The organism is Mycobacterium sp. TH-M82 (assembly GCF_057473605.1).
The window spans coordinates 1-12,187 of record NZ_JBYCKY010000737.1; the positions used below are offsets into that span (position 1 = coordinate 1).

Annotated in this window: 11 protein-coding genes and 2 pseudogenes; 8 read left to right on the forward strand and 5 right to left on the reverse strand. The window is 67.5% G+C overall.

The genetic code is table 11. The annotated features are described in order from the left end of the window. A partial coding sequence (locus AC2VON_RS22015) for a hypothetical protein (protein ID WP_486954767.1) occupies positions 1-201 on the reverse strand: 201 nt, incomplete at its 3' end. An 80-nt stretch (positions 202-281) separates the two neighbouring features. On the opposite strand from AC2VON_RS22015, the pseudogene AC2VON_RS22020 reads away from it, so the two are divergent. The 3 genes and pseudogenes from AC2VON_RS22020 to nuoN all read left to right on the forward strand — a co-directional run. Beyond that, a pseudogene (locus AC2VON_RS22020) lies at positions 282-668 on the forward strand (NADH-quinone oxidoreductase subunit L); the annotation flags it as partial. After that, positions 665-2,242 carry an NADH-quinone oxidoreductase subunit M gene (locus AC2VON_RS22025; protein ID WP_486954768.1) on the forward strand — a complete coding sequence of 526 codons (1,578 nt, stop codon included), beginning with the start codon at positions 665-667 and terminating at the stop codon, positions 2,240-2,242. The pseudogene AC2VON_RS22020 and the gene AC2VON_RS22025, both read left to right, overlap by 4 nt. Further along, positions 2,239-3,858 carry an NADH-quinone oxidoreductase subunit NuoN gene (gene nuoN, locus AC2VON_RS22030; RefSeq protein WP_486954769.1) on the forward strand — a complete coding sequence of 540 codons (1,620 nt, stop codon included), beginning with the start codon at positions 2,239-2,241 and terminating at the stop codon, positions 3,856-3,858. The genes AC2VON_RS22025 and nuoN overlap by 4 nt, the downstream gene beginning before the upstream one ends. Positions 3,859-3,914: 56 nt before the next feature. Here the strand turns inward: nuoN and AC2VON_RS22035 are convergent, their stop codons facing one another. Then, positions 3,915-4,604 (reverse strand): PIG-L deacetylase family protein, encoded by a 690-nt coding sequence (locus tag AC2VON_RS22035; RefSeq protein WP_486954770.1) that lies wholly within the window; start codon positions 4,602-4,604, stop codon positions 3,915-3,917. 8 nt (positions 4,605-4,612) lie between these two features. Continuing rightward, a complete protein-coding gene (locus tag AC2VON_RS22040; RefSeq protein ID WP_486954771.1) occupies positions 4,613-5,215 on the reverse strand; it encodes a TetR/AcrR family transcriptional regulator in 603 nt (200 codons plus the stop codon). A gap of 21 nt (positions 5,216-5,236) precedes the next feature. On the opposite strand from AC2VON_RS22040, the gene AC2VON_RS22045 reads away from it, so the two are divergent. Together AC2VON_RS22045 and AC2VON_RS22050 are read left to right on the forward strand one after the other, a co-directional pair. Further along, complete coding sequence (locus tag AC2VON_RS22045; protein WP_486954776.1) at positions 5,237-6,430, forward strand: phosphotransferase family protein; 1,194 nt, start codon at positions 5,237-5,239, stop codon at positions 6,428-6,430. Beyond that, entirely contained in the window at positions 6,430-7,575 is a 1,146-nt protein-coding gene (locus AC2VON_RS22050; RefSeq protein ID WP_486954772.1) for an Rv3169 family protein, read from the forward strand. The genes AC2VON_RS22045 and AC2VON_RS22050 overlap by 1 nt, the downstream gene beginning before the upstream one ends. An 8-nt stretch (positions 7,576-7,583) precedes the next feature. Here AC2VON_RS22050 and AC2VON_RS22055 read toward each other — a convergent pair. Further along, positions 7,584-8,140, reverse strand: a pseudogene (locus AC2VON_RS22055) (hypothetical protein); the annotation flags it as partial. Between the two features lie 158 nt (positions 8,141-8,298). Here AC2VON_RS22055 and AC2VON_RS22060 point away from each other — a divergent pair. Continuing rightward, the gene (locus AC2VON_RS22060) at positions 8,299-9,699 is read left to right on the forward strand and encodes a flavin monoamine oxidase family protein (protein WP_486954773.1); all 1,401 of its coding nucleotides are present in this window, start codon (positions 8,299-8,301) and stop codon (positions 9,697-9,699) included. Here the strand turns inward: AC2VON_RS22060 and AC2VON_RS22065 are convergent. Continuing rightward, positions 9,640-10,611 carry an alpha/beta fold hydrolase gene (locus AC2VON_RS22065; RefSeq protein WP_486954774.1) on the reverse strand — a complete coding sequence of 324 codons (972 nt, stop codon included), beginning with the start codon at positions 10,609-10,611 and terminating at the stop codon, positions 9,640-9,642. The two genes, AC2VON_RS22060 and AC2VON_RS22065, sit on opposite strands and share 60 nt — an antisense overlap. A 104-nt stretch (positions 10,612-10,715) precedes the next feature. Here AC2VON_RS22065 and AC2VON_RS22070 point away from each other — a divergent pair, with 104 nt between their 5' ends. Next, complete coding sequence (locus AC2VON_RS22070) at positions 10,716-11,693, forward strand: NADPH:quinone oxidoreductase family protein (protein ID WP_486954775.1); 978 nt, start codon at positions 10,716-10,718, stop codon at positions 11,691-11,693. 109 nt (positions 11,694-11,802) lie between these two features. Next, on the forward strand, positions 11,803-12,187 hold a 385-nt coding region (locus AC2VON_RS22075), incomplete at its 3' end, for a cutinase family protein (RefSeq protein WP_486954777.1).

Consider the following 12,187-nt stretch of genomic DNA (forward strand, 5'->3'; position numbering starts at 1 on the left):
GACAGCGTCGCCGTAGAGATATTGGCGGGCCGCGACCGTCAGGGCCGAGACGTCGGGGGGCGCGGTGAGCGGCACCGGCGGGGAGCCGTAGACGCGAGAGGCCCACCAACAGCCGGCCAGCACGATCGCGAGGGCGACGATCGACGTGGCCCACGCCCGGGCGGCGGGGGCCACGGAAAGGCGGCCGTCCGGGTTAACCACCGGCTCCAGCCAGCGTTGCAACGTTCCCCGGGGGGTGGGGGCGGGGGGTCACCCGGGCCGGCCGCCTTGCGGGGCCCCCCGCCGTCCGGGCGGGGCCCACGTCGATCGTCGCCCTCGCGATCGTGCTGGCCGGCTGTTGGTGGGCCTATCGCGTCTACGGCACCAAGCCGGTGCCGGCCACCGCGCCCACCGACGTCTCGGCCCTGACGGTCGCGGCCCGCCAATATCTCTACGGCGACGCTGTCAACGAGGAGGTGTTCATGCGCCCGGGTGACCAATTGGCGCGAACGCTGGTCGAGGTCGACGACCGTGGCGTCGACGGCTCGATCAACGCGCTGGCGGCGCTGGTCGGCCGCATCTCGCAGCGGCTGCGCGGGCTGCAAACCGGCTTTGTTCGCTCCTACGCGCTGACGATGCTCGTCGGAGCCGTCCTGATAGTCGCGGTGGTCTTGGCGGTGCAGCGGTGATCCCCCTGCTGAGCCTGGTGTGGCTGCTGCCGCTGGCCGGCGCCGGGCTGGTCTCCGTATTGCCGGCCGCGCAGCGTCAGCTGGCCAAGTGGACCGGGCTGGCGGTGAGTCTCGGTGTGCTCGCCGTGGCCGTCGCGATCACCGTAGGCTTCGACAGCACAGCCGCCGGCGCTCAGTTCCAGTTCGTCGAATCACATTCGTGGATACCGTCGTTCGGCGCGGGCTACACCCTCGGAGTGGATGGCATCGCGGTGGTTCTGGTGCTGTTGACCACCGGGCTGGTACCGCTGCTGATGCTGGCCGGCTGGCACGACGGCGGAGAGCGCAGCCGCGGTCCGCACATCTACGCGGCGCTGATGCTGACGGTCGAGTCGATGGTGCTGATCTCGCTGGTCTCACTGGACGTGCTGCTGTTCTACGTGTTCTTCGAAGCCATGCTCGTCCCGATGTACTTCATGATCGGCGGGTTCGGGGGACATGGACGCCGCGCTTGGTCTGATGCCGCCGCCTCCGCCGCGCCGAAAGCGGCGCTGAAGTTCTTGCTGTACAACCTGTTCGGCGGGCTGGTCATGCTGGCCGCGGTGATCGGTGTTTACGTGGTGACCGCCCAGCACGGGACTGGCACGTTCGACTTCCGCGAAGTGGTTGCGGCGTTCTCGCCGGGCTCGACGGCGGTCGACCCCGGGGTGCTCAAGGCTTTGTTCGGCGGCTTTATGTTCGCGTTCGCGATCAAGGCGCCGCTCTGGCCGTTCCACCGCTGGCTGCCCGACGCCGCGGTGGAGGCCACCCCGGCGACCGCGGTGCTGATGATGGCGGTGATGGACAAGGTGGGCACCTTTGGGATGCTGCGCTACTGTCTGCAGCTCTTCCCTGATGCCGCAGTCTATTTCCGGCCCGTGATTGTGGTGCTGGCCGTCATCGGCGTGGTCTACGGAGCGATGATCGCCATCGGCCAGCCGGACATCATGCGGTTGATCGCCTACACTTCGATCTCGCACTTCGGGTTCATCGTCCTGGGCATCTTCGTGATGACCAGCCAAGGCCAGAGCGGTTCGGCGCTGTACATGCTCAATCACGGGCTGTCCACCGCCGCGGTGTTCCTGATCGCCGGCTTCCTGATCTCGCGTCGGGGCGGTAACCGGCTGATCGCCGCCTACGGCGGTGTACAGAAGGTGGCCCCGGTGCTGGCCGGGACGTTCCTGGTCGCGGCGATGGCGACCCTGTCGCTGCCGGGCCTGGCTCCGTATATCAGCGAGTTCCTGGTCCTGCTGGGCACTTTCCCTCGATACTGGCTGGCGGCAGGGATCGGTGCCACCGCGCTGGTGCTGTCGTCGATCTACATGCTCTGGCTCTACCAGCGCGTGATGACCGGTCCGATCAGCCACGCCGGCGAACGCATCCACGACCTGGTGCCACGTGAAGTCGTCGTCGTCGCGCCGCTGATCGCGCTGCTGCTGTTCCTCGGCTTCTACCCCAAACCGGTGCTGGACATCATCAACCCCGGGGTCGACCACACCATGACCACGATCGGCCAAACGGATCCGAGTGCGTTTACCGCCGAAGGGGCGAGGTGAGCATGCCCACGCCGCAGATCGAATACGTACTGCTGCTGCCGATGCTGATCGTCTTCGGCGCAGCGGTCACCGCTGTTCTGGTCGAGGCGTTCCTGCCGCGCCGGGCCCGCTATGTCACCCAGGTCCTGCTGTCGGTCGGGTCGCTGGTCGCCGCCTTCGTCGCCGTCGTGGTGGTGGGCCGTGAGCTTCCGACATCCGGCCGCATCGCCGTGCTGGGCTCGGTGGCGATCGACCGGCCCGCGCTGATTCTGCAGGGCACTGTGCTGCTGGTCGGAATCATGGCGGTGATCTTCGTCGCGGAACGCAGCCTGGGTGCGGGTGTCCCGCCGGGCCCGCAAGGGCCCGGTGCAGCCATGGCACCCGCCACTGCACCTGCGGCTGCTTCCGTCGTCGGCCTGGATTGCTTCACCCCACAAGCGTCCGCCGTACCGGACGGCGCACTGGAAATGCAGGCGACCCGCGCCGGGGTGATCCAGACCGAGGTGTTTCCGCTACTCCTGCTGGCTATCGGCGGCATGCTGGTGTTTCCCACCGCCAACGACCTGCTGACCATGTTCGTTGCGCTGGAAGTTCTTTCGCTGCCGCTGTATCTGATGAGCGGGCTGTCCCGGTACCGCCGCCTGCTGTCACAGGAAGCGGCGCTGAAATACTTTCTGCTGGGGGCGTTCTCGTCGGCGCTGTTCCTCTTCGGTGTCGCACTGCTCTACGGCAGCACCGGCTCGCTCTCGCTGCCCGACATCGGGGCGGCTCTGTCCGGGCACACCGCCGACCCAATGGCCCTCGTCGGCGTCGGCCTGGTGTTGATCGGGTTGTTCTTCAAAGTCGGCGCGGTGCCGTTCCACTCCTGGATTCCCGACGTCTACGTAGGGGCACCGACGCCGATCACCGGGTTCATGGCGGCGGCCACCAAGGTCGCTGCGTTCGGCGCGCTGCTGCGTATCGTCTATGTCGCGCTGCCCGCGCTGCACGACCAGTGGCGCCCGCTGCTGTGGCTCATTTCGATTCTGACCATGGTGGTCGGCACCGTCGCCGCGATCACCCAGAACGACATCAAACGGATGCTGGCCTACTCGTCGATCTCCCACGTCGGCTTCGTGCTCACCGGTGTGCTCGCCGACGTCCCGGCGGGTGTTTCGTCGACGCTGTTCTACCTGATCGCCTACAGCTTCACGACGGTAGGCGCGTTCGCGGTGGTGAGCTTGATCCGGGGCGCCGGCGGCGAAGAGGAACTCGACCTGACCCGGTGGGGCGGCCTGGGCCGGCGTTATCCGCTGGTGGGCCTGTTGTTTGCGTTGTTCCTGGTGTCGTTCGCGGGCATTCCGTTGACCGGCGGCTTCGTCGGCAAGTTCGCCGTGTTCAAAGCGGCGGCCGAAGGCAACGCGGTGCCGCTGGTGGTCGTCGGCGTGCTGATGAGTGCTGTCGCCGCCTACTTCTACTTCCGGGTGATCGTGTTCATGTTCTTCACCGAGCCGCCCGCCGACCCACCGCGCCTGGTGATCCCCAGCATATGGAGTAGGGCGACGATCGCGGCGTGCGCGGTAGTGACCATCCTGCTGGGCGTCATACCGGCGCCGGTGCTGGATCTGGTCGACGCCGCCGTGCAGTTCGCGCGCTGAGGCCGAACTCCTACGCGGCGACCCCGACCCACCAGTCGACAACGACGGATGATCCGTTATCGGTCGGCGCTCCTCACCAGGATGAAGCCCACCACACGATTGCCCTTCACCTCCGGGGTGACTGCGTCGATCTGCCGGCGCGCCTGCTCGGCCACCGGCGTCGTCGGGTCGAGCACCGACAGGTAGACCTCGTGGGCGGCCAACGCCGCGACGGCAGCATCGGTGAACCCGTCCACCGTCTCAACATGGGTGGGCTGCGGCCCGTTCTGGAACAGCCAGCGCGGTGGATCGGCCAGCGAGGCATGTGCCGCGCTGACCGCGGCCGCGAACTCGATGTGGTCACGCTGGTTCGGGGCACCTGGACCCCACTCCGGTCCGCCGTAAATCGTCACCACCACATCGGGTTTGGCGGCAGTGATGGCCGACGTGATAGTTGCGCGCAGCTCGGTGGTGTCGCGGATGTCGCTGTCGGGGAAGTCCCAGAAGTCGACAGTGTCAACGCCGACGATCGCCGCCGAACGTCGCTGTTCGGCTTCTCGGATCGGGCCTGCCTGCTCAGCTGGCATACCCTCGATGCCGGCCTCACCGCGGCACGCCATCGCGTACTGGACCGTTTTGCCCGTCGCCGTCCACTTGGCCACCGCGGCGGCCATGCCGTATTCCGGGTCATCGGGATGTGGGACTAGCACCAGAGCCGAGAGCCAGCCGACGGGAAACGGCTGAGGAAACGACTCTGGTTCAGCCACCTGCACTCCTAAATTCGGGCCGCCACACCGTACGCCACGATGTCGGCGGTCTGCTCCACCCAGCCCTCCCCGGGGCTCTCGTCGGGGCGCAGCAGCAGCGCGAACAACGTGGCCCCCCCGATCACCTCGACCAGCCGGTCCGGGTCCACCTCGCAGCGCGCTTCGCCCCGGTCGACGGCCTCGGCCACCCACCTCCGCAGCACATCGAACACGCCCTCGAACCGCCCCAGCACCCGGGCGGTCAACTCCGCGTCGCCGGCCATGTCGGCAATCAGCCCGGGTAGCGCAGCCCGCACCACCGGGCTGGTGAAGACATCGCGAGTACCGGTGATCATCGCCCGGATATCGGTGGCCGCATCGCCAACCGACGATGGCACTGCGCCGGGGGGCACCGAAAACGCCGCCTCGTGCACCAACTCAGCTTTGCTGGGCCACCGCCGGTACAGGGCAGATTTCGTGGTCCCGGCGCGTTCGGCGACAGCGGCCAGGGTGAGATTCGAATAGCCAACCTGCACAACCAGTTCCGCAGCGGCCCGTAGGATGGCCGCGTCGATACGAGGGTCGCGGGGCCGCCCGAGATTCTTGTCAACGACGCGCGTGTGTGATTCCATAACGCTACCGATCGTATCGGAATTTCTGGGAGGGAGAAAGCCACGGAAGCCAACCAGGCCGACCAGGCCGACCAACCAAAGGTCGAAAAGGATGTCGGCCGGCTTCAGCGTTCCAGCCGCGACGTCACCACCCTGCCCACGATCATGGCGCGCTGGCTGTCTACGGTGTTGTCGGACAGGCTGGCTCCCGAGGTCACCGTGGAAAGCGGCGTCGACGCCAACGGCATGTCATCGGAGACAATCATGCTCTCGGGCCGCTGGGTGGCCAACGGTATCCCGGTGCATCAGCGCTGGGCGATGCGGGTGGCGCCCACCACCGACGACGTACCGGTTTTCCCCACCTACCGCCTCGATCACCAATTCAACGTGATGCGCAGGGTGGGTGAGCTGACCGACGTCCCGGTGCCACGAGTGCGCTGGATCGAACCCACCGGCGACGTGTTGGGCACACCGTTCTTTCTGATGGACCGCGTCGAAGGCGTCGTGCCGCCCGACGTCATGCCCTACACCTTCGGCGGCAACTGGTTCGCCGACGCGTCGGCGTCCCAGCAGCGCGAGCTGCAAGACGCCACCATCGCGATACTCGCCGAACTGCACTCTATTTCCGGTGCAGAGAACACGTTTGCGTTTCTGGAGGAGGGCCGCTCAGGTGACACCGCGCTGCGCCGGCACTTCGGGTGGGTGCGGTCCTGGTACGACTTCGCGGTGGACGACATCGGCCGGTCACCGCTGCTGGAACGTTCTCTTGAGTGGCTGCACGCCCACTGGCCCACCGATACGGCAGCCGGGCGGCCGGTGCTGTGCTGGGGCGACGCCAGGATCGGCAATATGCTCTACCGCGCGTTCAGGCCGGTAGCGGTGCTGGACTGGGAGATGACGACGCTAGGACCACGTGAGCTCGATGTGGCGTGGCTAATCTTTGCGCACCAGGTGTTTCAAGAACTTGCCGGCTTGGCGACGTTGCCCGGTCTGCCCGGCGTGCTGACCGAAGCCGACGTCCGCGCCACCTACCAGCAGCTCAGCGGGGTGGAACTTGGTGACCTGCACTGGTTCTACGTCTACTCGGCGGTGATGTGGGCGGTGGTGTTCATGCGCACCGGGGCGCGACGAATCCACTTCGGCGAGGTAGACAAGCCAGAGAACCCGACGATCTGTCCGGAGTCGCTGTTCTACCACGCCGGCTTGCTCAAACGTCTGATTGGAGAACAGGACTGATGCTCGGACCGCTCGACGAATACCCGGTCCACCAGCTACCGCAGCCGATCGCTTGGCCTGGGCCGTCGGACCGCAACTTCTACGACCGTTCCTACCTCAACGCCCATGACCGCACCGGCGACATCTTTGTGATCACTGGCCTTGGCTATTACCCCAACCTTGGCGTCAAGGATGCGTTCGTGTTGATACGCCGTCGCAGCGGTGATTCCGGTGACGTCGAGCGCGGTGACACCCAGACCGCGGTGCACTTCTCGGACGCCATCGACTCCGATCGGCTGCACCCGCACGTCGGGGCGTACCGCGTCGAGGTGACCGAACCGCTGCGCCGGCTGCGGGTGGTGTGTGAGGAAACCGAGGGTATCGCGGTCGATCTGCGCTGGGAGGGTCTGTTCGACGTGATTCAGGAACAGCCGCACGTGCTGCGGTCAGGCAACCGGGTGACGTTAGATGCCCAGCGTTTTGCCCAGCTGGGCAGTTGGAGCGGGCTGATCAGCATCGACGGCGAGGACATCACCGTCGACCCGTTGACCTGGATCGGCAGCCGGGACCGGTCCTGGGGCATCCGCCCGGTCGGCGAACCGGAGCCGGCCGGCCGGCCCGCCGACCCGCCGTTCGAGGGCATGTGGTGGCTGTATCTGCCGATGGCGTTCGACGATTTCGCCGTCGTGCTGATCATCCAGGAACAACCCGACGGTTTCCGCTCCCTCAACGACTGCACCCGGGTGTGGCGCGACGGCCGGGCCGAGCAGCTGGGCTGGCCGCACGTGGCCACCCGCTACCGATCCGGCACCCGCATCCCCACTTCAGCAACGATCCACGCCACCCGGCCCGACGGGATCCCGGTGCACTTCGAGGTGGAGTCCAAGCTGGCGGTGCCGATCCACGTCGGTGGCGGATACGGTGGTGACCCCGATTGGCTGCACGGCATGTGGAAAGGTGAGAAGTTCACCGAAAGGCTGACCTACGACATGACCGAGCCAGCGATCATCGCGCGCAGCGGATTCGGCGTCATCGACCACGTGGGCCGAGCCCTATGCCGCGACGGCGATGGCGATCCAGTGGAAGGCTGGGGTCTCTACGAGCACGGGGCGCTGGGGCGTCATGACCCGTCCGGGTTCGCCGACTGGTCATCGGTGGCGCCGTAGGCCAGTCCCTACCGGTGCCAGCGAGCCTGGTGCTCGGCGTGGGTCCGCAGGTAGGCGCCCGGGGCGAAAAACTCGTCGTAGAAGTCGGTGTCGAGATGCTGGCCTGCAGATACATCAGCACGTACACCGTGGGTACAGTACCCGGCAACTTGCCGAAGGCGTCGTAGATGTAGGACACCTCCACCGTGACCACGTCCTGGATGTCCTCGGGCGGCAGCGCGGAGGCACGCACCCTCGAAGTATCCGTCCAGGTACCCGGCGTATCCGGGTGAAACGGCCCACCCGGACCGTATTTTCCTGCGACAAGCTTCTCCACCCCGGCGGCCACCGACGGCACATGCGGCGGGCTGAACGTCTCGAAATACCCGGGCATCCCGGTAGCGTTCGCAAATGGCCAGCGCTTGTCATGGTCGGCGACAAACCCCAACCCCGGCACCCTCGGATCACCGGACCCGCCAAGCACCGTCAATCGATCGAGTCCGTCGAAAATCCACCCGCCCAGACCCATCGCCTGCAGTATCAGCATCCCGTTGTTGACGGCGACGGACAGTTCGGCGCTGGCGTCTGCACATAGGAGTCGCCCGGTGATTGCGGCGAGCAGCGAAAACTGCGTCGCCTCGACCAGTGCCGCCCGCTCGTGATCGGAGACGACGAGGCTCATGTGGCCGCAGCGGGCGGGCTGGGCAGTGTGTTCATGAGTGCGGTCAGTTTATCCTCAAGATCATGGCCGCACCACAGTGGAACGTCGACGTCGTGGTGGTGGGTGCCGGTTTCGCCGGGCTCACCGCCGCCCGCGAGCTGGTGCGCACCGGACACGACGTGGTGGTGTTGGAGGGCCGTGACCGCGTCGGCGGGCGTTCGTACACCGGCGAGATCGCCGGAGTGCCAGTCGATCTCGGTGGCTCCTTCGTCGGCCCCACCCAGGATGCGGTGCTGACCCTGGCCGCCGGCCTGGGAATCGCCACCGTCCCGACGTACGCCGACGGCGCCAACCTGATCCGCTGGCGGGGGCGGGTGCGCCGCTATTCTGGCACCATTCCCCGCCTGTCGCTGCTGGAGCTGCTCGACATCGGTCGGGTGCGCTGGCAATTCAACCGTCTCTCCCGCCGCGTACCGCTACCCGCGCCGTGGGAAGCGCGGCGCGCACACCAGCTGGACCACCAGTCGTTGGGCGGCTGGCTGCGGTCGATACACGCTACGCGCAGCTCACGTGACCTGCTGGCCATTGCGGCGCGGGTGGTCTGGGGCTGCGACCTCGATGACATCTCGATGCTGCACGCCGCCCGCTACGTGGCCGCGGCCGGTGGGCTGGACCGGTTGCTCGACACCGAAAACGGTGCCCAGCAGGAGCGGTTCGCCGCTGGCACACAGCAGATTGCGCAAGCGATGGCGGCCGAGCTCGGTGACCGAGTGGTGACCGACGCCCCGGTGCGCCGCATCGAGCGACACGACGCCGGGGTGAGCATTGACTGCGATCAGGGCCGAGCCGACGCCGCGTCGGTCATCGTCGCGATCCCGCCGGCACACCGGGCCGGGATCGAGTTCACTCCCGCACTGCCGTCCGGGTCTCAGCGGCTCGCTCAGTGCTGGCCGCTGGGTCGGTTGAGCAAGGCCTATGCCGCCTACCCCACCCCCTTCTGGCGGACCGATGGTTGTTCGGGGGAAGCGCTGTCCGACAGCGGCCCGGTGGTCATCACATTCGACGTCAGCCCCCATTCGGAAGGGCCGGGCATCCTGCTGGGGTTCGTCGACCCCCGCAGCTTCGACGCGCTGCCTGTCGAGCAGCGGCGCCGGCTCGCGCTGGAGGGCTTCGCCACGCTGTTCGGCGACGACGCGCTGCGCCCGATCGATTATCTCGATTATTGCTGGGGCAGTGAAGGATTCGCCCCTGGCGGGCCGACCGCCGCGGTGCCGCCCGGATCCTGGACCACCTATGGGCGGTGGTTGCACGAACCGGTCGGAGGAATTCACTGGGCCGGCACTGAAACCGCCGACGAGTGGACGGGCTTTCTGGACGGTGCGGTCCGTTCCGGCCGACGGGCAGCCGCTGAGGTGGCCGCCGGGCTACGAGCCGACGCGCCGGCTGCCGGCAGAACCGGTCACCGAAGTGACGAGTGTCCGTAACGCCTGGTTGACCTCGGTGGGGCGCTCCAACATCGAACAGTGCCCGCCGGACAACTCGATCAGCCCGACCAGATTGGGTGCGCTGCCCGCGATTCTGCGGGATTGGCTGATCGGCGTAAGCCGGTCGCCTTCACTGCCGATGACCAGGGTCGGCACCGTCAGGCCGGCCAGGTCTATGTGCTGTGCCCCCAACGCTGCGGCAAGCATCTTGCCGCAGCCGCCCCGGCCGGCCGCCGGCGTGGCTGCGAACAGTTCGTGGATGAACGCGCCAGTGCGCGGATCGGCGTCGTCGCCGACCGCCATCATCGTCACCAGGTCGCGCGTCGGCCGGTGCGCCATACTCGGCAGTGGAACCGAACCGAACGACGCGATCAGGCCGCGAACCGCCAACACCCGCGCCGACGCGAACCGCCGCGGCACCCGCAGCAGATTCAGGTGCCGCAGTAGGTCACCGGTGGTGGTGTTGATCAGCGCGACGGCATCGGCCCGCTGCGTGACCTTGTGCCGGTATCGATCCGACCATGCGGCGATGGCCATGCCCCCCATCGAATGTCCGGCGAGAACCGCGCGTTCCCCCGGCGCGAGGGTGGCCTCCAGCGCCGCGGCGTGGTCGGAAGCCAGGTGGGTCCGGCTGTAGCCGCCGCGGCTCGGCATGCCGCTTCGCCCGTGGCCGCGGTGGTCGAACGCGATCACCCGATAGTCGCGGGCCAGATCGGCAACCTGGTAGCTCCAGACCCGGATCGCACAGACGATGCCGTGCGACAGCACGATCGGGTAGCCGCCCGGAGGCCCGAACACCCGGGTGTGCAACCGGATGCCGTCGCCGGAACGAACGTGCACTGTGCGTCCAGGCGGCAACGCCACGGGAAACCCGCCGGCCGCGCCGCGGCGACCGAGCCCCAGTAGACTCACCGCCGCTCCATCGGATACGGCGACGTTCCCACGCGGTGAGTCTAACTCCCGGTGGTCTAGGTTCTTGAGTATCTCTTGAGTCCGAACCTGAGAAAGAGTCAGCCATGCGTGCAGTACAGATATCCCGGCTCGACGGACCGGAGGCGGTGCAGGTGGTCGAGCTTGACGAGCCGGCCGGCGATGGTGCCGTTGTCATCGATGTGCATGCCGCCGGCGTGGCGTTTCCCGACGTGCTGCAGTCGCGTGGCCTCTACCAACACAAGGCGGAACTACCGTTCGTGCCCGGTGGTGAAGCCGCCGGCGTAGTGCGCAGCGCGCCCGCAGGCGCGGCCGTCACCGCCGGTGACCGGGTCGCGGCGCTGACCATGCTGACCGGTGGCATGGCCCAGGTCATCGCCCTGCCCGCAGCGCAGGTGTTCAAACTGCCGGACACGGTGTCATTCGAGGCTGGCGCCGGGATGCTGTTCAACGACCTCACAGTGCATTTCGCGCTGACCGAACGGGGCAGGTTGTCGCCGGGTGAGACGGTGCTGGTGCACGGTGCGGCCGGCGGCATTGGTACCTCGACGCTGCGGCTGGCGCCCGCGTTCGGCGCGTCCCGGGTCATCGCGGTGGTCAGCACTGCGGAGAAGGCCGACACCGCTCGGGCAGCGGGTGCCACCGACACGGTGTCAGCGGACGGATTCAAAGACGCGGTGCGCGAACTGACCGGCGGCCGGGGGGTCGACATCGTCGTCGACCCGGTCGGCGGTGACCGGTTCACCGACTCGCTGCGGTCGCTGGCACCCGGCGGCCGGTTACTGGTGGTGGGCTTCACCGGTGGTGAGATCCCGACGGTGAAGGTGAACCGCTTGCTGCTGAACAACATCGACGTGGTCGGGGCCGGCTGGGGCGCGTGGTTGGCGTCGCATCCGGATTACCTCGCTTGGCAGTGGACGCAGCTGGAGCCGCTGCTGGCTTCGGGGGCGGTGCTGCCGCCGCGGCCGCACGTCTTTCCGCTGGAGCAGGCCGGCGAGGCGATCGCGGCATTGGAGAACCGCACCGCCAGGGGCAAGGTGGTGCTGCGGATGCGGGGTTATTAGCAGTGGTTCGTCGCGCGTCAAATTGGGTACTAGGACCGTGTCGGGATCGGATGACAAACATCTGGGGGTAGCGGTGAATATCAGGTTGGTGCGCCGGCCGGTGATCGGCATGAGCGGGTGTCGTGCCACACACGTCGTCGGTGCGGTGCTGTTGACGATTTCGGCGGCCTTGCTGGGCTCACCGGCCCCGCGTGCATCCGCTCTGCCGTGTCCCGACGTCGAGGTGTTGTTCGCGCGCGGTACCGGCGAGCCACCCGGTGTCGGCGGGGTCGGGCAGGCATTCGTCGACGCGCTGCGCTCGGATGCCGGTGGCCGGTCGGTCGAGGTCTACCCGGTGAACTACGCCGCCAGCAGTGATTTCGGCGCGGGCATCGATTTCGCCAGGACCGTCGTCGAAGGGATCAAAGACGAGGCCACCCACGTCGAGTCGACGGCGGCGAACTGCCCGAACACCAGAATGGTGCTCGGCGGCTTCTCTCAGGGCGCAGCCGTGA

Excerpts from the sequence above, each read along its gene's own strand:
- AC2VON_RS22040 (WP_486954771.1), bottom strand. The coding sequence starts at position 5,215 with ATGGAATCACACACGCGCGTCGTTGACAAGAATCTCGGGCGGCCCCGC.
- AC2VON_RS22050 (WP_486954772.1), top strand. The coding sequence starts at position 6,430 with ATGCTCGGACCGCTCGACGAATACCCGGTCCACCAGCTACCGCAGCCG.
- AC2VON_RS22060 (WP_486954773.1), top strand. The coding sequence starts at position 8,299 with ATGGCCGCACCACAGTGGAACGTCGACGTCGTGGTGGTGGGTGCCGGT.
- AC2VON_RS22070 (WP_486954775.1), top strand. The coding sequence starts at position 10,716 with ATGCGTGCAGTACAGATATCCCGGCTCGACGGACCGGAGGCGGTGCAG.